The 20,020-nt window shown below is 59.5% G+C and carries 20 protein-coding genes; 8 read left to right on the top strand and 12 right to left on the bottom strand.

Translation table 11 applies throughout. The features are described 5' to 3' along the window. Positions 1 to 42: 42 nt before the first annotated feature. The 8 genes from AD669_RS19520 to AD669_RS19555 all read right to left on the bottom strand — a co-directional run bounded on the left by AD669_RS19520 (position 43) and on the right by AD669_RS19555 (position 9,655). Positions 43 to 990 (bottom strand): hypothetical protein, encoded by a 948-nt coding sequence (locus tag AD669_RS19520; RefSeq protein WP_053122754.1) that lies wholly within the window; start codon positions 988 to 990, stop codon positions 43 to 45. A 230-nt stretch (positions 991 to 1,220) separates the two neighbouring features. Further along, positions 1,221 to 1,763: a DUF2058 domain-containing protein gene (locus AD669_RS19525; RefSeq protein WP_053122756.1), complete on the bottom strand. Its 543-nt coding sequence runs from the start codon at positions 1,761 to 1,763 to the stop codon at positions 1,221 to 1,223. Positions 1,764 to 1,789: 26 nt separating this feature from the next. Further along, entirely contained in the window at positions 1,790 to 2,623 is an 834-nt protein-coding gene (gene mazG / locus AD669_RS19530) for a nucleoside triphosphate pyrophosphohydrolase (RefSeq protein WP_053122758.1), read from the bottom strand. A 76-nt stretch (positions 2,624 to 2,699) separates the two neighbouring features. Then, on the bottom strand, positions 2,700 to 4,943 hold the full coding sequence (relA, locus tag AD669_RS19535) for a GTP diphosphokinase (RefSeq protein ID WP_053122760.1): 2,244 nt from the start codon (positions 4,941 to 4,943) through the stop codon (positions 2,700 to 2,702). Positions 4,944 to 5,044: 101 nt separating this feature from the next. Further along, on the bottom strand, positions 5,045 to 6,421 hold the full coding sequence (gene rlmD, locus AD669_RS19540) for a 23S rRNA (uracil(1939)-C(5))-methyltransferase RlmD (RefSeq protein ID WP_053122762.1): 1,377 nt from the start codon (positions 6,419 to 6,421) through the stop codon (positions 5,045 to 5,047). Continuing rightward, positions 6,421 to 7,323, bottom strand: a complete 903-nt coding sequence (gene cysM, locus AD669_RS19545; protein ID WP_053122764.1) for a cysteine synthase CysM — start codon at positions 7,321 to 7,323, stop codon at positions 6,421 to 6,423. Before cysM ends, rlmD begins: the two co-directional genes overlap by 1 nt. Positions 7,324 to 7,521: 198 nt before the next feature. Further along, positions 7,522 to 8,946 carry a sensor histidine kinase gene (locus tag AD669_RS19550; RefSeq protein ID WP_053122766.1) on the bottom strand — a complete coding sequence of 475 codons (1,425 nt, stop codon included), beginning with the start codon at positions 8,944 to 8,946 and terminating at the stop codon, positions 7,522 to 7,524. Then, positions 8,933 to 9,655 (bottom strand): response regulator transcription factor, encoded by a 723-nt coding sequence (locus tag AD669_RS19555; RefSeq protein ID WP_053122768.1) that lies wholly within the window; start codon positions 9,653 to 9,655, stop codon positions 8,933 to 8,935. Before AD669_RS19555 ends, AD669_RS19550 begins: the two co-directional genes overlap by 14 nt. Positions 9,656 to 9,874: 219 nt before the next feature. Between AD669_RS19555 and AD669_RS19560 the strand changes: the two genes are divergently transcribed. After that, positions 9,875 to 12,628 (top strand): response regulator, encoded by a 2,754-nt coding sequence (locus AD669_RS19560; protein WP_053123306.1) that lies wholly within the window; start codon positions 9,875 to 9,877, stop codon positions 12,626 to 12,628. Between the two features lie 82 nt (positions 12,629 to 12,710). Then, positions 12,711 to 13,700, top strand: coding sequence for a 2-hydroxyacid dehydrogenase (locus tag AD669_RS19565; protein ID WP_053122770.1), 990 nt, complete (start codon positions 12,711 to 12,713; stop codon positions 13,698 to 13,700). A 3-nt stretch (positions 13,701 to 13,703) separates the two neighbouring features. Here AD669_RS19565 and AD669_RS19570 read toward each other — a convergent pair whose 3' ends face one another. Beyond that, positions 13,704 to 14,159, bottom strand: a complete 456-nt coding sequence (locus AD669_RS19570; protein WP_053122772.1) for a hypothetical protein — start codon at positions 14,157 to 14,159, stop codon at positions 13,704 to 13,706. Positions 14,160 to 14,292: 133 nt separating this feature from the next. Between AD669_RS19570 and AD669_RS19575 the strand changes: the two genes are divergently transcribed. Together AD669_RS19575 and AD669_RS19580 are read left to right on the top strand one after the other, a co-directional pair. Continuing rightward, the gene (locus AD669_RS19575; RefSeq protein WP_038367468.1) at positions 14,293 to 14,727 is read left to right on the top strand and encodes a hypothetical protein; all 435 of its coding nucleotides are present in this window, start codon (positions 14,293 to 14,295) and stop codon (positions 14,725 to 14,727) included. Next, complete coding sequence (locus AD669_RS19580) at positions 14,727 to 15,131, top strand: META domain-containing protein (protein ID WP_053122774.1); 405 nt, start codon at positions 14,727 to 14,729, stop codon at positions 15,129 to 15,131. The genes AD669_RS19575 and AD669_RS19580 overlap by 1 nt, the downstream gene beginning before the upstream one ends. 138 nt (positions 15,132 to 15,269) lie before the next feature. On the opposite strand, the gene AD669_RS19585 is transcribed toward AD669_RS19580, so the two are convergent. Then, positions 15,270 to 15,737 carry a TlpA disulfide reductase family protein gene (locus AD669_RS19585; protein WP_053122776.1) on the bottom strand — a complete coding sequence of 156 codons (468 nt, stop codon included), beginning with the start codon at positions 15,735 to 15,737 and terminating at the stop codon, positions 15,270 to 15,272. A 113-nt stretch (positions 15,738 to 15,850) separates the two neighbouring features. Between AD669_RS19585 and arsC the strand changes: the two genes are divergently transcribed. From arsC to AD669_RS19600, 3 genes are read left to right on the top strand one after another with little or no spacing between them, the layout of a single operon-like run. Next, positions 15,851 to 16,204, top strand: a complete 354-nt coding sequence (arsC, locus tag AD669_RS19590; RefSeq protein ID WP_053122778.1) for an arsenate reductase (glutaredoxin) — start codon at positions 15,851 to 15,853, stop codon at positions 16,202 to 16,204. Beyond that, the gene (gene wrbA, locus AD669_RS19595) at positions 16,201 to 16,797 is read left to right on the top strand and encodes an NAD(P)H:quinone oxidoreductase (RefSeq protein ID WP_053122780.1); all 597 of its coding nucleotides are present in this window, start codon (positions 16,201 to 16,203) and stop codon (positions 16,795 to 16,797) included. Before arsC ends, wrbA begins: the two co-directional genes overlap by 4 nt. Before the next feature lie 2 nt (positions 16,798 to 16,799). Then, complete coding sequence (locus AD669_RS19600; protein WP_053122782.1) at positions 16,800 to 17,225, top strand: DUF2069 domain-containing protein; 426 nt, start codon at positions 16,800 to 16,802, stop codon at positions 17,223 to 17,225. An 87-nt stretch (positions 17,226 to 17,312) separates the two neighbouring features. Here the strand turns inward: AD669_RS19600 and AD669_RS19605 are convergent, their stop codons facing one another. Further along, a complete protein-coding gene (locus tag AD669_RS19605) occupies positions 17,313 to 17,987 on the bottom strand; it encodes a DNA-3-methyladenine glycosylase I (RefSeq protein WP_053122784.1) in 675 nt (224 codons plus the stop codon). Between the two features lie 164 nt (positions 17,988 to 18,151). After that, a complete protein-coding gene (gene ttcA, locus AD669_RS19610) occupies positions 18,152 to 18,976 on the bottom strand; it encodes a tRNA 2-thiocytidine(32) synthetase TtcA (protein WP_053122785.1) in 825 nt (274 codons plus the stop codon). A gap of 395 nt (positions 18,977 to 19,371) precedes the next feature. Between ttcA and AD669_RS19615 the strand changes: the two genes are divergently transcribed. Further along, positions 19,372 to 19,974 carry a Yip1 family protein gene (locus AD669_RS19615; RefSeq protein ID WP_053122787.1) on the top strand — a complete coding sequence of 201 codons (603 nt, stop codon included), beginning with the start codon at positions 19,372 to 19,374 and terminating at the stop codon, positions 19,972 to 19,974. Positions 19,975 to 20,020: the final 46 nt, after the last annotated feature.

A 20,020-nucleotide genomic window follows, 5' to 3' on the forward strand; every position in this document is an offset into this window, starting at 1 on the left:
CTGTCCCTTTCAGGGTGGCAGGCTGCAACAACATCAGAACCTTCACACCACGCGAATCACACTCAAATAAAGGTTGTCGTCGATCTCCTCCGAAGCTATTTCATCGACGATCAGCCCCTCCTCGAGTCTGACCACCTCACATGCACCACGGCCCATGCCGTCATTCCTGATCGAGTATTGCACGGCAGTCGGGTGCTGCTTGTCGTAGTCCAAAGACATGCCGCAGGCAATCAGAAAGTCGATTTTCACTTCAGGGATTTCAACTTCCTTATCCCGCTCACCTTCCCTCAGCACGGCATAGTCAAGGCACACGTTAATGCCGAACGGGCATCCCGGCACCAGGCTATTGATAAACAGCCCTTCGTATCCGTCAAAGTAACTGTGCTCCGCGCTGACGGAACTGTAATCCTTGACCTTGATGACAAACTCATCAAACAGCCTGAAGAACCAGAAACCATCTTCATTGCCAATATGCTGACCAAAATCGATGCCGGAAACATGACGCTTGGGCCACATCGACATCAACGGTATATCTGCCTCGTATTCTTTATTTGTGATGGTCAGCAAATAGTTGATAACCTCGTAATAACTTGCGTCACCCTCGCCTATCTTTACCAACGTCGCACAACTTCCCGCCAACAGTACAATCTTGCCATAGCGTTCCATGGGCAAATCTTTCATTAACGACGAAATGTACGCGGGGACTTTTTCCAGGTAAGCGGTCGTTAGTTCGTGCAGTTCTTCTTCGCTGTCGACTTCACGCCAAGGGATATTCCAGAAAAACTCTGGCAGGGTGAAGAACAGACAGTCCGCGCCATCGTGATCCGCGGCAGCGGCCTTGGCGGCGATCCTGATCTTGCGGCGTACGTAATCGGCCCGCACATCCAGTTCGCTGATCACGTAATCGGTAATTGACTGGCCAGGCGCCCGCAACTCAAAAAACTGCGGTTCAAAAGTCGGTTGGCGCAACGAAGCAATGCTTAATAACATTAGCAATATCCTTATTCATTCAAGTTAATTCCATTTATTCTCCCCTACAAAAAAACCTATATAAAAATGCAACGCGCTGTTTATAAGCAGCGCAAAATCCTCACACTTCAAACACGTTAATTTCTGCCAAAAGAAAACCCGCCGATCGTATCGATACGAATCGGCGGGTTCAATCTATAAACACTTTCAAAGTACTAGCAAAGATGTAAGCCGCTAGAACATTAAAACCATTACCACATCAGATCATCAGGAATCTGATACGCCGCATACGGATCATCTTCGGTGCTGACTTCTTCGGTCTGCACGTTAAGTTGGACGATGCGCTGCGGATCGCGCTCCTGGATCTTCAAGGCCGCTTCACGCGGGATCACTTCGTAGCCGCCGGCATGGTGGACGATCGCCAGCGAACCGCTGCTGAGCTTGTTGCGCATCAGCGTGTTGACCGAGATCCGCTTGACCTTCTTGTCGTCGACGAAGTTGTAGTAGTCCTCGGTGGTCAGCTTCGGCAGACGCGAGACTTCAATCAGTTGCTTGACCTGAGCAGCACGCGCCTTGGCTTCTACTTTCTCCTGCTGTTGGCGGTTCAGCTCCTGGTCGCGCTTGACCTTCTCGGCCTTGGCTTCCTGAGCGGCGCGCTGTTGCGAGTCATCCAGTTCGATCTGGCCTTTATGCGCCAGACGCTGCTGCTTCTGCTTGTCTTTGCCGACCTGTTTGGCCTGCTTTTGGTTGACCAGGCCTGCTTTGAGCAACTGGTCGCGAAGGGAAATACTCATTAATGCTTACTCACTTGGGCAGTTGCTCAGCCGCAGCTGGGCGCATTCTTTTCCTGACGTTTGGCTTCGCCCCACAGGGCGTCCAACTCTTCGAGGGTGCAATCTTCTATGGGACGGTGGGTGTCGCGCAATGCCTGTTCGATAAAACGGAAGCGTCTTTCGAATTTGCTGTTGGCGCCACGCAGCGAAGTTTCCGGGTCGACCTTCAGATGCCGGGCAAGATTGACCACGGAAAACAGCAAGTCGCCGATCTCGTCCGCCACCGCGACAGGATCGTTTTGCGACATGGCTTCAAGGACTTCATCGAGCTCTTCGCGCACCTTGTCGAATACCGGCAAAGCCTCCGGCCAGTCGAAACCGACCTGCCCTGCTCGCTTTTGCAACTTGGCTGAACGCGACAAGGCTGGCAGCGTGGCCGGCACGTCGTCGAGCAACGACAGTTGCTCGGGCGCAGCGGATTGCTCGGCACGTTCTTCGGCCTTGATCTCTTCCCAGCGCTGCTTGACCTGTTCTTCACTCAAGCGCGGCACGTCCAGCGGCGCGTACAGATCGCCCGTTGGGAACACATGCGGATGACGACGGATGAGTTTGCGAGTGATGCTGTCGATCACCCCGGCAAATTCGAAGCGCCCTTCTTCCTTGGCCAACTGGCTGTAATAGACGACCTGGAACAGCAGATCGCCGAGCTCGCCCTGCAAATGATCGAAGTCGCCACGCTCAATGGCGTCGGCCACTTCGTAGGCTTCTTCAAGGGTGTGCGGAACGATGGTCGCGTAGGTTTGCTTGATGTCCCACGGGCAACCGAACTGCGGATCGCGCAGGCGGCTCATCAGATGGAGCAGGTCTTCAAGGCTGTACATAAAAATCTCACTCAACCCTTTCTGCGATCTTGATCGTTCCCACGCTCTGCGTGGGAACGATCAATCGAAGCCATCTTCACGGGGTACGGTTACGCCGCGTTTCGATGATGTTCGGCAACTGCGATATACGCCCCAGCAACCGTCCCAGCGCATCCAGACCCGGGATCTCGATGGTCAGGGACATCAACGCGGTGTTGTCCTCTTTGTTCGAGCGGGTGTTGACCGCCAGCACGTTGATGCGCTCATTGAGCAGCACCTGCGAAACGTCACGCAGCAGACCGGAACGGTCGTAAGCACGGATGATGATGTCCACCGGATAGGTGAGCACCGGCACCGGGCCCCAGCTGACCTGAATGATCCGCTCTGGCTCACGCCCCGACAGTTGCAGCACCGAGGCGCAGTCCTGACGGTGAATGCTCACACCACGGCCCTGTGTGATGTAGCCGACGATCGCATCGCCCGGCAGCGGCTGGCAGCAGCCGGCCATCTGCGTCATCAAGTTACCGACGCCCTGAATCTGAATGTCGCCGCGCTTGCCCGGTTTGTAACCGGTGGCTTTGCGCGGTATCAGTTCCAGCTGCTCGTTACCACGCTCCGGCTCGACCAGTTGTTGCGCGAGGTTGACCAGTTGCGCCAGACGCAAGTCGCCGGCACCAAGGGCGGCGAACATGTCTTCAGCGGTTTTCATGTTGGCCTTGTCGGCCAGCTTGTCGAAGTCCACCGCTGGCAGACCGAGGCGCGCCAGTTCGCGTTCGATCAGGGTTTTACCGGCGGCGACGTTCTGATCGCGCGCCTGCAATTTAAACCAGTGAACGATCTTCGCCCGCGCCCGCGAGGTGGTGACGTAACCGAGGTTCGAGTTCAGCCAGTCGCGGCTCGGCGTGCCGTGCTTGCTGGTGATGATCTCGACCTGTTCACCGGTCTGCAGGCTGTAGTTGAGCGGGACGATGCGCCCGTTGATCTTCGCGCCACGGCAGTTGTGACCGATCTCGGTGTGCACGCGGTAAGCGAAGTCCAGCGGCGTCGCGCCTTTCGGCAAGTCGATGGCGTGACCGTCGGGGGTGAAGATGTAGACCCGATCCGGTTCGATATCGACGCGCAACTGTTCGGCCAGACCACCAATATCGCCCAGTTCTTCGTGCCACTCGAGCACCTGACGCAGCCAGGAGATTTTCTCTTCGTAGTGATTCGAACCGGATTTGACGTCGGTGCCTTTGTAGCGCCAGTGCGCGCAGACGCCGAGTTCGGCCTCTTCGTGCATCGAGTGCGTACGAATCTGCACCTCAAGCACTTTACCCTCAGGGCCGATCACCGCCGTGTGCAGCGAGCGGTAGCCGTTCTCTTTCGGGTTGGCGATGTAGTCGTCGAATTCTTTCGGGATGTGCCGCCACAAGGTGTGGACGATACCGAGCGCGGTGTAGCAGTCGCGCATTTCCGGCACCAGCACACGCACCGCACGCACGTCGTAGATCTGGCTGAATTCCAGACCCTTGCGCTGCATTTTGCGCCAGATCGAATAGATGTGTTTGGCCCGGCCGCTGATGTCGGCGTCAACGCCGGTGGCCTGCAATTCGTCCTTGAGCTGGGTCATCACGTCGGCGATGAAACGCTCGCGATCAAGCCGTCGCTCGTGGAGCAACTTGGCGATCTGCTTGTATTGATCCGGCTCGAGGTAACGGAAGGACAAGTCCTCCAGTTCCCATTTGATATGACCGATGCCGAGGCGGTGCGCGAGCGGCGCATAGATGTCGAACACTTCGCGGGCGACACGGTTACGCTTTTCATCGTCGGCGGTTTTCACCGCACGAATCGCGCAGGTACGTTCGGCCAGTTTGATCAGCGCGACGCGCACGTCGTCGACCATCGCCACGAGCATCTTGCGCAGGTTTTCCACCTGCCCTTGCGTGCCCATCACCATCGACTGACGCGGACTGAGGCTGGCGCTGATCGCAGCCATGCGCTGCACACCGTCGATCAGTTTGGCCACCACCGGGCCGAAGCGCTGGCTGATGGCCGCGAGTTCGATCTGGCCTTCGCGCACGCCGCGATACAGCACCGCAGCGACCAGCGAATCCTGATCGAGTTTGAGGTCGGCGAGAATCTCGGCGATCTCAAGTCCCGTGCTGAAACTGCCGGAGCCTTCGGCCCACAGATTCTTCTTGGCATTGGACTGTTGTTCGGCCTCGCGAGCGAACTCGCAGGCTTCTTTCAAGGCTTCGCGATCCAGTGCCAGATCGACACTGACCGCGTGATCGAGCCAAGCCTCGAGATTGATACTGCCGTCAGTGTTGATCGGCTGGTGTGCTCTCACCTGTACCATCTTGCTTTACCTTCCCTACGACGCAGATTCAATGCGTCAAATCGCTGACCTCTACTGCCCGTTTGCGCTCGCGGGGCTGATGCGAGCGCTGCGCGGACAGGTCAGGCTGATTCAGACGAGCCGTCCTGGCTCGCTTCAAATAACGCCATGGCCTCGACATGTGCCGTCTGAGGAAACATATCGAGAATCCCGGCACGTTTTAACCGGTAGCCCTGCTTGATCAATTCGACCGTGTCGCGCGCCAGCGTGGCCGGGTTGCACGACACATACACCAACCGCTTCGCGCCCAGGGTCGCCAGCTTGCGTACCACCTCGAAAGCACCGTCACGCGGTGGATCCAAGAGTACCGCAGAAAAACCGTTTCCGATCCACTGAGCATGGCTCAAAGGCTGGGATAAATCGGCTTGAAAAAACTTTGTGTTATGCAAATTGTTACTAGCAGCGTTGGCTGCGGCGCGATCAACCATGGTCTGCACGCCTTCGACCGCCACCACTTCACGCACGGATTTGGCCAGCGGCAAGGCAAAGTTGCCGAGGCCGCAGAACAGATCCAGCACGCGCTCTTCGCTGCCTGGCTTCAACCAATCCAGCGCCTGCGCGACCATCGCTTCGTTGACGCCAGCGTTGACCTGAATAAAGTCGCCCGGCCGGTACGCCAGGTTCAAATCCCACTGCTCCAAGCGATAGCCCAGCGACTGCGTGGCATCGACCGGCTGTGGTTCGCCTTCGCCATGCAGCCACAGTTGCGCTTCATGGAATTGGCAGAAGTCCTTGAGGATGCTCAGATCCGCCTCGGACAACGGCGCCATGTGCCGCAGCAATACCGCCAGCGACGAGCCGCTGAATAATTCGACGTGACCCAACGCTTGCGGCTTGCTCAAGCGACGGAGCATCTCCGGCAAGCGGGTCATGATCGGTTGCAAGGGCTGTACCAGCACCGGGCATTCGCTGATCGCGACAATGTCCTGACTGCCAGCCGCGCGGAAACCGACTTCGAGTTTTTTCGCTTTCATGTCCCAGCGCACCGCGATCCGGGCACGACGGCGATAGCCGAATTCCGGGCCGGTCAGCGGCGCTGCCCACTCTTCAGGTTCGACACCGGCAACGCGCGACAATTGCTCGGCGAGCATGCGCTGTTTCAGGGCAAGCTGTTCGCTGTGGGGCAAATGCTGAACGCTGCAACCGCCGCAACGACCAGCATGCTGGCACGGCGCCGGGCGGCGCAGTTCGCTGGCGGTGAACACGCGTTCGGTGCGCGCCTCGACCACTTTGCCGTGGGCGCCGAGCACCCGCGCTTCGACCTCTTCACCGGCAAGGGCGCCGAGGACGAACCAGGTTTTGCCTTCGAAAAACGCGATACCGCGACCGTCATTGGCCAGGCGCTCGATGCTCAAGCGCTGCTTCTTGCCGGTCGGAATTTGCGGGGCCTTGCTTCCGCCAGTGGGCTGAAAGCGCAGGCCTCTCTCGTGCTTGGCCATCAGTTGGGCGCGTCGAAAATGCCGGTCGACAGGTAACGGTCGCCACGGTCGCAGATGATCGCGACGATCACCGCGTTTTCAACTTCTTTGGACAGGCGCAGCATCGCTGCCACCGCACCGCCCGAGGACACGCCGCAGAAGATGCCTTCTTCGCGGGCCAGACGACGGGTGACGTCCTCGGCCTCGCTTTGCGCCATGTCGACGATACGATCAACACGGTCAGCCTGATAAATCTTCGGCAGGTATTCCTGCGGCCAGCGGCGAATGCCGGGAATGGCCGAGCCTTCCATCGGCTGCAAACCGACGATCTGCACGTTGTCGCTCTGCTCTTTCAAGTAGCGCGACACGCCCATGATGGTGCCGGTGGTGCCCATCGAACTGACGAAATGGGTGATGGTGCCCTGGGTCTGACGCCAGATTTCCGGGCCGGTGGTGGTGTAGTGCGCTTCAGGATTGTCGCCATTGGCGAACTGATCGAGCACCTTGCCACGGCCTTCGGCTTCCATACGCTGCGCGAGATCGCGCGCGCCTTCCATGCCTTCTTCCTGACTGACCAGAATCAGCTCGGCACCGTAAGCGGTCATCGCCGCTTTGCGCTCGGCGCTGGAATTGTCCGGCATGATCAGGATCATCTTGTAACCCTTGATCGCGGCGGCCATGGCCAGCGCAATGCCGGTGTTACCCGAAGTCGCTTCAATCAGCGTATCGCCGGCGTGGATCTGCCCACGCAACTCGGCGCGAGTGATCATCGACAACGCCGGACGGTCCTTGACCGAACCCGCCGGGTTATTCCCTTCGAGCTTGAGCAATAGGGTGTTGCTGGTGGCACCGGGCAGGCGCTGCAAACGCACCAGCGGAGTGTTGCCGACGCAATCGGCGATGGTTGGGTACTGCAAGGTCATGGCGTATTCGCAATCCAGACGTGCGGGGGCGCCTATCATACCGGCAAACCCGCGCAGGCCATATCACGCAAAGTACGGTGCTTATGGTTTATGGGAATAAGCAGCATTTGTCTCACCACTGGTGAGACTTTTAAGGTGAATACTGAATCGAAGGGCCTCATCGCGAGCAGGCTCACTCCTACAGGGGATCGATGTTGTTCAGACGATTTGCGGTGAACGCAAATCCAATGTAGGAGTGAGCCTGCTCGCGATGGCGTCAGTCGGCGCAACACAATCATCCGCCATCAAGCGCAAATTCAGCCGCAACCCCGTCCCGCTATTCTCCGCCCAAATAAACCCGCCCTGACGCTGCACCGCATTGCGCGCAATGCTCAGCCCCAAACCAAACCCACCGTCGCCGGGCCGCGAGCCGTCGAGTCGGGTGAATGGTAAAAAGATTCGCTGCAGATCCGCGTCAGCCACGCCACCGCCCTGATCCTCCAGCCACAAATGCCAGTAATCGCCATCACGCCGTCCATCGAGCCGGACGATCCCGCCTTCCGGCGAATGCCGAATCGCGTTGCGCAAAATGTTCTCCAGCGCCTGCGCCAGCGTGTTGAGATTGCCGCGCACCCAGCACGATGCCTCGACCGAACACTGCAATTGCAGGCTCGGCCAGCCGCTTTCGTAACAGGCGTTGTCGGTCAGCATTTCCCACAGCGCCTGAATCTGGATTGCCTCGTCGGGCAGTGGCGTGCGGTCGGTGTCGAGCCAGGCCAGTTGCAAGGTGTCTTCGACCAGCCGTTGCATGCCGTCGACTTCACGCCCGATGCGCTCGCGCAATTGCGGCAGACCTTGCTCACTTTCGCTGGCCACGCGCAGGCGGCTCAGCGGCGTGCGCAATTCGTGGGACAGGTCGCGGAGCAATTGCTGTTGCAGGGCGACGGTGGATTGCAGTCGCTCGGACATCGAGTCAAACGCCCTTGCCAGTTCACCGAGTTCATCCGGGCGCTGGGTAATCCCGCTCGACAACCGCACATTCAATTGATCGGCACGCCAGGCGTTGGCCTGTTCGCGCAAATTATTCAGCGGCACCACCAGCAAGCGATACAACCCGACACACAACAGCAAAGTGAACAGTCCCGGAATCACGCCGTTGGTGATCACCCGCCAGAACACCCGATATTTGCCCGGCAGAAAACGCTCGGGCAATTCGATCACCAGACTGCCGGCGGCCGGGTCTTTGGGAAATGGAATGCGCAGCCACGGCCGCCCCTGTTTGTGAATCGGCCAGTCGAGGCCGCGCAAAAAGGTCAGGTGCTGGGTTTCCTGATCATTCAGCGGGTCGTTGCTCAGCGACTGCAAATTGCCGCCGATCACGCCGACCCAACTGGCCTCGCGCAATTCCATGCTCTGTAACCAGTCATCAATACCGCTGCGACCGCCGCGCTGCCAGGCACGTTCGGCCTCACCGGCATACCGCGCCAGCGTGCCGCGCGCCTCGTCGGAGAGGAACTGATTGCGCTCCTCCATATAGCGGCCCCACGACCAGCTCAGCCAGATCATCAGCAGGCAGAACGCGACCAGCAAGCAGGCAAGTTTCCAGAACAGCGAATGGCGGCCCGGCAGTTCAGACAGTTTCATCGGCACCGCTCAGTACATAGCCCTTGCCCCACACCGTGCGCACTTCCCGCTCGATGTAACCGATGGCTTTGAGTTTGCGGCGGATCTGGCTGATGTGCATGTCGAGGCTGCGATCGTGGGCCGCGTAGCCGCGTTGCAAAACGTGCTGATAAAGGAAGGCTTTGCTCAGCACTTCTTCATCATTGCGGTTGAGGGTTTCCAGCAGACGGAATTCGCTGCGGGTCAGCCCGGCAGGCTGTTCACGGAAGAATACGTCGCACTGTTGATCGTCAAAATGCAGCGCGCTGATCGTCGCGGCAGGCGCAATCGCTGCGGGACGCCGATCCAGCGCGACCCGGCGCAGGATCGCTTCGATGCGCACATGCAGTTCGGCCATGCTGAACGGCTTGGGCAGATAATCATCGGCGCCGAGACGGAAACCGCTGATGCGATCGGCCTCGGCACCCAGGGCCGACATCAGCAGCACCGGCGTCGAATGGCTCTGGCGCAATTGGGTCAGCACGTTCAAACCGTCCATGCCCGGCAGCAGAATATCCATCAGCACCACGTCGAACGGCTGGCGCTTGGCAATGTTCAAGCCCTCCTGACCGTTCTGGCACCAGGTCACCTGAAAGCCGCTGCGGCCCAGATGTTCGTGAACATAGGCGCCGAGTACCGGATCGTCCTCGATGGAAAGTATGCGTGGCTGGCCAACGGAAACAGGAGTCATGAGTATCTGCAAGTCATTCTCAGTTGAGGACGATTATTCAAGATTGCCGGGCATCGGGCAACTGATGGTTAGCCCTTCGGACAAACGAGCACCCACACGCTGACCGATGGCGACACCATTTTTCCGGAGATTGCCCGCGAGCAAATCGCTACACTGCGCCAATGTCGCGTGCCGGATGCACGCATGAGTCAACAGATCAGCGGGATGCAGGAGATAGGCGTGCTCAAGAAACTGGGAATCAAAGGTCGCGTGTTGTTGCTGACCTTGTTGCCGACCAGCCTGATGGCGCTGGTGCTGGGTGGCTATTTCACCTGGATGCAGCAGTCCGACTTGCAGAGCCAATTGATGCAGCGCGGCGAAATGATCGCCGAACAACTGGCCCCGCTGGTCGCGCCCGCCATGGGTCACGGCAACAATGAGTTGCTGGAGCGCATCGCCACGCAATCCCTTGAACAACCCGACGTGCGCGCGGTGACCTTCCTTGCGCCGGATCGCTCACCGCTGGCCCACGCCGGCCCGACCATGCTCAATCAAGCGCCGAGCGGTGACAGCGCGCAACTGCAACGACGCAGCGGCAATGATGCGACGCGTTACCTGATGCCGGTGTTCGGCAAGCACCGCAACCTCGCCGGCGAACTGATCCCGGCAGAGTCCGATCGCTTATTGGGCTGGGTTGAACTGGAGCTGTCGCACAACGGCATGCTGCTGCGCGGTTATCGCAGTCTGTTTGCCAGCCTTCTATTAATAGTCGCCGGTCTGGCCGGTGCCGCGCTGCTCGCGTTGCGCATGGGCCGCACCATCAACCGTCCGCTGGGCCAGATCAAACAGGCCGTCGCACAACTCAAGGACGGTCATCTGGAAACCCGCCTGCCGCCGCTCGGCAGTCAGGAACTGGATGAACTCGCTTCCGGCATCAATCGCATGGCCGGCACCCTGCAGAATGCCCGCGAAGAGTTGCAGCACAGCGTCGATCAGGCCACCGAAGACGTGCGCCAGAATCTGGAAACCATCGAGATCCAGAACATCGAGCTGGATCTGGCGCGCAAAGAAGCGCTGGAAGCGAGCCGGATCAAGTCCGAATTCCTCGCCAACATGAGCCACGAAATCCGTACGCCGCTCAACGGCATTCTCGGCTTCACGCATCTGTTGCAGAAAAGCGAACTGACCCCGCGTCAGCTCGACTATCTGGGCACCATCGAAAAATCCGCCGATAGCCTGCTGGGCATCATCAACGAGATCCTCGACTTCTCGAAAATCGAGGCCGGCAAACTGGTGCTCGACCATATTCCGTTCAACCTGCGCGACCTGTTGCAGGACACTCTGACCATCCTCGCCCCCGCCGCGCACGCCAAGCAATTGGAGCTGGTCAGTCTGGTGTATCGCGACACGCCGCTGTCGCTGGTCGGTGATCCACTGCGCCTCAAGCAGATCCTCACCAATCTGGTCAGCAACGCGATCAAGTTCACCCGCGAAGGCACCATCGTCGCCCGCGCCATGCTCGAAGAAGAGCACGAAGACAGCGTGCAACTGCGCATCAGCATTCAGGACACCGGCATCGGCCTGTCGAATCAGGACGTGCGCGCACTGTTTCAAGCGTTCAGTCAGGCCGACAATTCGCTGTCGCGCCAGCCCGGCGGCACCGGGTTGGGGCTGGTGATTTCCAAACGTTTGATCGAGCAGATGGGCGGCGAAATCGGCGTCGACAGCACGCCGGGCGAAGGCTCGGAATTCTGGATCAGCCTGAGCCTGCCGAAAACCCGTGATGATGCCGAAGACCTGCCCGCCGCGCCGCTGCTCGGGCGTCGCGTGGCGGTGCTGGAAAATCACGAACTGGCGCGCCAGGCCTTGCAGCATCAACTGGAAGATTGCGGCCTCGACGTCACGCCGTTCAATACCCTGGAAACCTTGACCAATGGCGTCACCGGCGCGCACCAGACGGATCAGGCGATTGATCTGGCGGTCATCGGCATCACCAGCAACGACATGTTGCCGGAGCGCTTGAACCAGCACATCTGGGATCTCGAACACCTCGGCTGCAAAGTACTGGTGCTGTGCCCGACCACCGAACAGACACTGTTCCATCTGTCGGTGCCCAACCCGCACAGCCAGTTGCAGGCGAAACCGGCCTGCACGCGCAAGTTGCGCCGGGCCCTGTCCGATCTGGTCAATCCGCGCCAGATGCGCAGCGAACCGGGCGAACCGTTGTCGAGTCGCGCGCCGCGTGTGCTGTGCGTCGATGACAACCCGGCAAACCTGTTGCTGGTGCAGACCTTGCTCGAAGACATGGGCGCCAAAGTGCTCGCGGTCGAGAGCGGTTACGCCGCTGTCAAAGCCGTGCAAACGGAATCCTTCGATCTGGTGCTGATGGACGTGCAGATGCCCGGCATGGACGGGCGCCAGAGCACCGAAACCATCCGCCAGTGGGAAAGCGAGCGGCATTGCACGCCGCTGCCAATCGTCGCCCTCACCGCCCACGCGATGGCCAACGAAAAACGCGCGCTGCTGCAAAGCGGCATGGACGACTACCTGACCAAACCGATCAGCGAGCGGCAACTGGCGCAGGTGGTACTGAAGTGGACCGGTCTGGCGTTACGCAATCAGGCGCCGGATCGACTCAGCGACAGCGCTGCACTCAACCATGAATTGCCAGTGCTCGATCACGACGAAGGTTTGCGTCTGGCCGCCGGCAAAGCCGATCTGGCGGCGGACATGCTGGCGATGCTGCTGGCCTCGCTTGAAGCCGACCGTGAAGCGATTCGCACGGCCCGCGACAGCCACGATCAAAACGCTTTGCTTGAGCGCGTGCATCGCCTGCACGGCGCCACCCGTTACTGCGGCGTGCCGCAATTGCGCGCGGCCTGCCAGCGCAGCGAAACCTTGCTCAAGCAAGACGACCCCAAGGCCTCGGCAGCGCTGGATGAACTGGAACGCTCGATCAATCGCCTGGCCACGCAAGCGAAGATCAGCGCCTGACCCAGCGCAACACCGCTTACCGCTGTTGCCGCTAAAGTGCTCGCGGGTGTTTCAACCCGCGTCGATGCTCCAGGAGGATTTCATGCGCACGATCGTTTTCAGCAGTCAGACCTACGACCGCGACAGCTTCCTCGCCGCCGACTGCCCGGCGAATCTCGAACTGCACTTCCAACCGGCCCGGCTCAGCCTCGACACAGCGGCCCTCGCCGACCAACACGAAGTGGTTTGCGCGTTTATCAATGACGATCTCAGCGCTCCAGTGTTGGAACGTCTCGCCGCTGGCGGCACACGGTTGATTGCCTTGCGTTCGGCGGGTTACAACCATGTCGATCTGCCTGCCGCGAAACGTTTGGGACTGGCGGTCGTGCGTGTTCCCGCGTATTCGCCGCATGCTATCGCTGAACATGCGGTGGCATTGATTCTCGCCCTCAACCGTCGTCTGCACCGCGCCTACAACCGCACCCGCGAAGGTGATTTCACCCTGCACGGTCTGACTGGTTTCGATCTGGTTGGCAAAACGGTGGGCATCGTCGGCACCGGACAGATCGGTGCGACCTTCGCGAAAATCATGCACGGTTTCGGCTGCGAGTTGCTCGCTTACGACCCCTATCCAAACCCGGACGTTGTCGCTTTGGGCGCGCGTTATTTGAGCCTGCCGGAGTTGCTCGCGCAGTCGCGAATCATCAGCCTGCACTGCCCGCTCAATGAGCAGAGCAAACACCTGATCAACCGCGATTCACTGGCGCACATGCAAGCCGGGGCAATGCTGATCAACACCGGGCGCGGCGGACTGGTCGACACGCCAGCGCTGATCGACGCACTGAAGGATGGGCAACTCGGTTATCTGGGGCTGGATGTCTACGAAGAAGAAGCACAGCTGTTTTTCGAGGATCGCTCGGACTTGCCGTTGCAGGACGATGTGCTGGCGCGGTTGCTGACCTTTCCTAACGTGATCATCACCGCGCATCAGGCGTTTCTCACGCGCGAGGCACTGGGCGCGATCGCGGCAACCACGCTGCACAACATCGCGACCTGGGCGGCGGGTGCGCCGCAGAACCAGGTCGAGGGCTGACGGTTATTTCGGCGACAGCGACGACGCCAGAATCAGCAAGGCCAGCCAGCCGAAGCCGAACAGCCGTTGTTTCGCCGAATGCCCGTTGCGCAGCAGGAACCAGACAAACACCATCGGCAGCAGGAAGATCATGATCTTCAGCCAGCCTTCGACCGGGCGGCTGCCATCGGCATTGATCTGCGGTGAAACCGGTTGCGCCGCTTGCTGACGACGGCGGCGTCCTGCTGCGGCGGGCATCACTTTCGGTAGCGGTTCAGCGGCGGGCGGGACAACGGCCTCCGGCACAGCCTTGTTGCGCGGCAGACTGCCGAAAGAAATCGTCGAGGCCTTCGTGGGGGCAGCGGCGGCCTGCGCTTGCACATGCGCCGCTTGCTCGGCCATCGGGGCCCCGCAATGAATGCACACCAAGGCTTCGGAACTGATGTTCCGCTTGCATTCATAACATTCGATCAGCGCCATGTTCCGTTCCTTCAGAGTCGAGGGCGGCAGTTTGCCATGGGTGCGGGTCGATTTGAACCGGATCGAAGGTCGCACGCGCGCATCATCCTGCAATCGAGCCCGTGCTAGCATGTCGCGCATATTTGGAGGACCCATGGTCGAACACGATTTCCGCTACACGCTGATGAACCCGCAACACACCCTCACCGAATGCCGCGCCCTCGTTCCGGGCCGCTATCAGGTCACCGGCAACGGTGGTTCGATCCGCATCGGTGACGCGCTGTTGGTCACCCTCAAAGGCAGCAAGGATTTGTCCATGCGCCTGACCGTCGAAACCGTCCGCCACCTGATCAATCCGCCGGGCCAATGGACTGCGATGACCACCGGCCCGGTGTTCGGCGAACTGGCGATCCACACCTGGCAGGTCAACTGCGACAGCTGCGCCAAAGAGCTGAGCTTTGAGTTCGCCGTGGACGCCAAGCTGGGCAAAACCGCAGAGAAACCGGCCGCCACCGCGCGGATTGCCGAGCTGGGCTGGAAAGCCGTTGGCGACAAGCACCTGTGCCCGAAATGCCAGGAGCCTGCGTGATGAAACGCTTTGCCCTGACCGCGTTGGTCGGTGTTGGTCTGGTGGGTTGTGCGGCTGAGCCTGTGCAACTGCAACAAAACCGCAGCTACATTCTGGAGTGGATCGGTGAACGGCCATTGATGGATTACAGCCATCTGACCGTGACCCTCGGCGAGGATGGTCGCGCTTACGGCAACGGCGGCTGCAACCATTGGTTCGCGCCATACACGCTGGAAGGCGACAAGCTGAGCTTCGGCAAAATCGGCAAGACCCGCAAACTGTGCGCGCCGGCGTTGATGGAGCAGGAGCAACGCTTCCTCGAAGCGCTGGAGCATGTCGAGCGCTGGGACATCTCGCCAATCGAGCAGATGCGCTTCTGGCCGGCTGAAGGCAAGCCTTTGCGTTGGTGGCTGGAAGAGGGCTGATTGTTCAGCCGCAAAAAAGATCGCAGCCTTCGGCAGCTCCTACATGAGTCCGCGTACCCCCTGTAGGAGCTGCCGAAGGCTGCGATCTTTTGATCGTTCCCACACTCCGGCGTGGGAACGAGCCTGACCGGCAACAACCTATTTAGTAGCCTGCAACGCCTCCAGCTTCGCCATCACCCCCGCCGCCGTCTGCTCGCCCATCAGCTGTTCACGCACCTTGCCTTTGTTGTCGATGATGTACGTCACCGGCAGCGCTTCACTGCGCGGCACGTCGAACAGCTCCGCCGGATCCTGCGCCAGCACGGTGAACTTGATACCGAGTTTTTCACTGGCCTCTTTCAGCTCCGCGCCCTGCACGTTGTCGAAATTGACCCCGAACACGCCGACGTTCTTGCCCTCGAGCTCGTCAGCCAGATGATTGAGTTCCGGAATCTCCGTTCGGCACGGACCGCACCATTCGGCCCAGTAGTTAAGCACTACCCATTGTTTGTCCAGACGCTCGGACGCGACTTTCTGCCCGTTCTGGTCGATGCCGTAGTCGTTACCGCAGCCCCCCAGCATCAACGCCCCGATAATCGTCAATGCCGCTGCCAATCGCCGTGTCATGTCATGTTCCTTGTGAAAATTTAAACGCGCCTGCGACCCATCGCCTCTGACGGTTCTGGATTGCGCGCTGCACAGTTAGAATAGCCGCCACTTTACGCCAGAAGCGACCCGCCATGACCGATCTGACGCTTTATCACAATCCGCGCTGCTCGAAATCCCGCGGCGCGCTGGAACTAATTGAAGCTCGCGGCCTGAGCCCAAACGTCGTGCGTTACCTCGAAACCCCGCTGAATGCGGCGCAAATCAAGGCCCTGCTCGGCAAGCTCGGGATCAGCGCACGCCAGTTGCTGCGTACCGGGGAAGATGAATACAAAATGCTTCAACTGGCGGATGAAAGCCTCAGCGAAGCGCAATTGATCGACGCCATCGCCCAGCATCCGAAACTGATGGAGCGACCGATTCTTGAAGTTGGCGACAAAGCCGTCATCGGTCGTCCGCCGGAAAATGTGCTGGAGCTGCTGCCGTGAGCGCGCCGTACATTCTGGTGTTGTATTACAGCCGCAATGGCTCGACCAACGAGATGGCGCGGCAGATTGCTCGCGGTGTCGAGCAGGCTGGCCTCGAAGCGCGTTTGCGCACCGTGCCGGCGATCTCCACCGAGTGCGAAGCCGTTGCGCCGAGCATTCCGGACGAAGGCGCGCTCTACGCCACGCTGGATGATCTGAAAAACTGCGCCGGCCTGGCCCTCGGTAGCCCGACGCGTTTCGGCAACATGGCCGCGCCGCTGAAATACTTCCTCGATGGCACCAGCAACCTGTGGCTGACCGGTGCTCTGGTTGGCAAACCGGCCGGCGTGTTCACCTCCACCGCCAGTTTGCACGGCGGTCAAGAAACCACGCTGCTGTCGATGATGCTGCCACTGCTGCACCACGGCATGCTCATCACCGGTCTGCCGTACAGCGAATCGGCACTGCTGGAAACCCAGGGCGGCGGCACGCCTTACGGCGCCAGCCATCACGCTGGGGCGGACGGCAAAAAGGGTCTGGATCAGCACGAAGTCGCGCTGTGCCGTGCGCTCGGCCATCGTCTGGCCAAGACTGCGCAGAAACTGGAGGGCTGACGGTGGCGAAGAAGCCGAAAATCCTGCCCTCGGTCGAGTGGCTTGAGCCGCGCGTGAAAGCGATGCGGGTGGTCAGTCTGCTGAGCTTTTTTGCCTTGGCCGGGTTGCTCGCTGCGTACTATCTGATCTTCGCCGATCTGCACGGCGCGCGGCCGTGGGTGATTCTGCTGGTCGAGCTGATCCCGTGGCTGGTTCTCGCCCCGGCGATGATCATGGGCAGCGCCCGTGGTCATTCGTGGATGTGTTTTGTGGTGAATCTGTATTTCATCAAAGGCGCACTGGCGGCGTATGACCCGAACCGGCAGTTGTTTGGCGTGCTGGAGATGGTCGCGAGCCTGGCGGTGTTTTGCTCGGCGCTGTTGTATGTGCGGTGGCGGTATCAGTTGAATCGCAAGTTGGCGGGCGAGGGGGAAATCTCCGTCGCCTGATGGAAAAAGATCGCAGCCTTCGGCAGCTCCTACTTGTGGAATGCATTTCCCTGTAGGAGCTGCCGAAGGCTGCGATCTTTCAGCGATTCAATGGTTAACGGTATAAGCAAGCATCATCGAAATCTGGCTCATCGGCCGTCCGCCGCTCTCTTCATGCCACTGATTGAAGACATTCTGCACAATCGCCAGATCACGCTGGCTGGTCGGCACTTTGTCGACGATCTTCTGTGCATTGAGCGCCGCGACCACGTCGTAGCTCGGCACAAAAGTATCCTTGCCGACCATGCGCAAAAACCGTGGCGCTGACAGCCCGCCGAGTTGATGGCCATGCTTTTTCAGGTACGTCCACAATCCGACAATATCGGTCACCGGCCAGTCGGCGATCAGTGCGCCGAAACTGCCCTTGTCCTTTTCCACATCGAGAATGAACTGCGCATTGCGCGGCACGCTTTTCAGCTTGCCGAGGTGGCGAATGATCCGCGCATCCTGCATCAGGCGCTCGAGGTGTTCGGCGCTCATCAGCACGACTTTTTCCGGATCGAACTTGAAGAACACTTCTTCGAAGGCCGGCCACTTGGCATCGACCAGGCTGTGCTTGAGGCCGGCACGGAACACGCGCAGGGCCATGGTCGAAAGGTAGCGGTCGTCGCTGATTTTGCGCAGTTGTGCGGGAGTCTTGGGAACGGGCAGATGGGCTTCCAGTTCAGCCGCCGAACTGAAGCGGTTCAGACAGTATTCGTGCAGCCACTTGTAATCGCGCATGCCCTCTCCTGGTGAATTGAATAAAGAAACTAATGCGGGGCCCTGTGGTGAGGGGATTTATCCCCGATGGGGAGCGGAGCTCCCCAGAAAAGCTGGGGCTGCTGCGCAGCCCATCGGGGATAAATCCCCTCGCCACAAAAAGCGCGGCCACATAAAAATGGGGTTTACAGATTGACGACGTTAACGAAGCGCGAAGCCGCGGTCTCGTCGATCTTCAGGCTGGTGAAGTCGAACAGGTTGCGGTCGGCCAGTTGCGACGGGATGACATTCTGCAGACTGCGGAAGATGCTTTCCGTTCGACCGGGTGTCTTGCGTTCCCAGTCCAGGAGCATTTCCTTGACCACCTGACGCTGCAGGTTTTCCTGCGAACCGCAGAGGTTGCACGGGATGATCGGGAATTGCTTCAAGTCCGAATAGGCCTGAATGTCTTTCTCGTTGCAGTACGCCAGCGGACGGATCACCACGTTGCGGCCATCGTCGGCGCGCAGCTTCGGCGGCATGGCTTTCAACGAACCGTTGAAGAACATGTTGAGGAAGAACGTCTCGACGATGTCGTCGCGGTGATGACCGAGGGCCATTTTCGTCGCGCCGATTTCGTCGGCAAAGGTGTACAGCGTGCCGCGACGCAGACGTGAGCACAGCGAGCAAGTGGTCTTGCCTTCCGGGATCAGTTCCTTGACCACCGAGTAGGTGTCTTTCTCGACGATGTGGTACTCGACGCCCAGTTCTTTCAGATAGGCCGGCAGCACGTGCTCGGGGAAGCCCGGCTGCTTTTGATCCATGTTCACCGCGACGATCTCGAACTTGATCGGTGCAACCTTCTGCAGGTGCAGCAGCACGTCGAGCATGGTGTAACTGTCCTTGCCCCCGGACAGGCAGACCATGACCTTGTCGCCGTCTTCAATCATGTTGAAGTCAGCAACCGCTTCGCCGGCCAGGCGGCGCAGGCGCTTTTGCAGTTTGTTCTGGTTGACCGTAAGAGTGCCCATGACGCGAAATCCGTGAGGTGTGACGAAAGGCCGGCATTTTACGCAAAAACCTCGCGTGGGCGAAGCATACCGACCGGCCGCATTCTGAAATGCATAATCATGTAGGAGCTGCCGAAGGCTGCGATCTTTTGATGTTGATCTTAAAAAACAAGATCAAAAGATCGCAGCCTTCGGCAGCTCCTACAGGATTGGATGTTCGATCACTCAAGACTGTACGGCGATTAAGCCCCGTGTTTACAGCGCGATTTGCTCTAAGCCCCTAATACCTGTGCGGTTAAGTCCTTTCTATACTGCGACATAAGGTCGCACACATCCATGACCTGACTTTGCTCGGCCTCATTGGCCCGTAGGCGCTCCGTTGGGGGGCGATGGCAATAACAAGAGGAGTGACTGGCATGATCCATCACGTAGTGGGACTTTTTACCCACCCCGATCAGGAATGGAAGGAAATCCGTGGCGACCAAGAGGAAAGCATCAGCCACATGTACCTGACGCACACGCTGATTCTGGCGGCGATCCCCGCCATTTCGGCATTTATCGGCACCACTCAGGTCGGCTGGGTGATCGGCAACCGCGCACCGGTGATGCTCACCGTCGAAAGCGCGATCTGGATGACCGTCATGTCGTACCTGGCGATGCTTGGCGGCGTCGCGGTCATGGGCGCTTTCGTGCACTGGATGGCACGTACATACGACGCCAACCCGAGTCTGGCCCGTTGTGTCGCATTCGCCACTTACACCGCAACTCCGTTGTTTGTCGGCGGGCTGGCGGCGCTGTATCCGCATATGTGGCTGGGGATGATCGTCGGCACGGCGGCCATCTGTTACACGGTTTATCTGTTGTACGTGGGGCTGCCGACGTTCATGAATATTCCGTCGGACGAAGGTTTCCTGTTCTCAAGCTCAGTGCTGGCGGTGGGTCTGGTGGTGCTGGTCGCCATCATGGCGTTTACCGTGATCGTCTGGGGGCTGGGCGTGGGGCCCGTATACACCAACTAGCAAACGTCTTGTTCATAAAGGCCGCCGCGAGGCGGCCTTGTCGTTT

Origin of the sequence: Pseudomonas sp. P1.31, assembly GCF_001269815.1 — a bacterium.
GTDB classification, from domain to species: Bacteria; Pseudomonadota; Gammaproteobacteria; order Pseudomonadales; family Pseudomonadaceae; genus Aquipseudomonas; species Aquipseudomonas rustica.

What these genes read in the sequence shown, in the direction of transcription:
- AD669_RS19520 (WP_053122754.1), bottom strand. Translation starts at nt 990, where the DNA reads ATGTTATTAAGCATTGCTTCGTTGCGCCAACCGACTTTTGAACCGCAG.
- AD669_RS19525 (WP_053122756.1), bottom strand. Translation starts at nt 1,763, where the DNA reads ATGAGTATTTCCCTTCGCGACCAGTTGCTCAAAGCAGGCCTGGTCAAC.
- mazG (WP_053122758.1), bottom strand. Translation starts at nt 2,623, where the DNA reads ATGTACAGCCTTGAAGACCTGCTCCATCTGATGAGCCGCCTGCGCGAT.
- relA (WP_053122760.1), bottom strand. Translation starts at nt 4,943, where the DNA reads ATGGTACAGGTGAGAGCACACCAGCCGATCAACACTGACGGCAGTATC.
- rlmD (WP_053122762.1), bottom strand. Translation starts at nt 6,421, where the DNA reads ATGGCCAAGCACGAGAGAGGCCTGCGCTTTCAGCCCACTGGCGGAAGC.
- cysM (WP_053122764.1), bottom strand. Translation starts at nt 7,323, where the DNA reads ATGACCTTGCAGTACCCAACCATCGCCGATTGCGTCGGCAACACTCCG.
- AD669_RS19550 (WP_053122766.1), bottom strand. Translation starts at nt 8,946, where the DNA reads ATGAAACTGTCTGAACTGCCGGGCCGCCATTCGCTGTTCTGGAAACTT.
- AD669_RS19555 (WP_053122768.1), bottom strand. Translation starts at nt 9,655, where the DNA reads ATGACTCCTGTTTCCGTTGGCCAGCCACGCATACTTTCCATCGAGGAC.
- AD669_RS19565 (WP_053122770.1), top strand. Translation starts at nt 12,711, where the DNA reads ATGCGCACGATCGTTTTCAGCAGTCAGACCTACGACCGCGACAGCTTC.
- AD669_RS19570 (WP_053122772.1), bottom strand. Translation starts at nt 14,159, where the DNA reads ATGGCGCTGATCGAATGTTATGAATGCAAGCGGAACATCAGTTCCGAA.
- AD669_RS19575 (WP_038367468.1), top strand. Translation starts at nt 14,293, where the DNA reads ATGGTCGAACACGATTTCCGCTACACGCTGATGAACCCGCAACACACC.
- AD669_RS19580 (WP_053122774.1), top strand. Translation starts at nt 14,727, where the DNA reads ATGAAACGCTTTGCCCTGACCGCGTTGGTCGGTGTTGGTCTGGTGGGT.
- AD669_RS19585 (WP_053122776.1), bottom strand. Translation starts at nt 15,737, where the DNA reads ATGACACGGCGATTGGCAGCGGCATTGACGATTATCGGGGCGTTGATG.
- arsC (WP_053122778.1), top strand. Translation starts at nt 15,851, where the DNA reads ATGACCGATCTGACGCTTTATCACAATCCGCGCTGCTCGAAATCCCGC.
- AD669_RS19605 (WP_053122784.1), bottom strand. Translation starts at nt 17,987, where the DNA reads ATGCGCGATTACAAGTGGCTGCACGAATACTGTCTGAACCGCTTCAGT.
- ttcA (WP_053122785.1), bottom strand. Translation starts at nt 18,976, where the DNA reads ATGGGCACTCTTACGGTCAACCAGAACAAACTGCAAAAGCGCCTGCGC.
- AD669_RS19615 (WP_053122787.1), top strand. Translation starts at nt 19,372, where the DNA reads ATGATCCATCACGTAGTGGGACTTTTTACCCACCCCGATCAGGAATGG.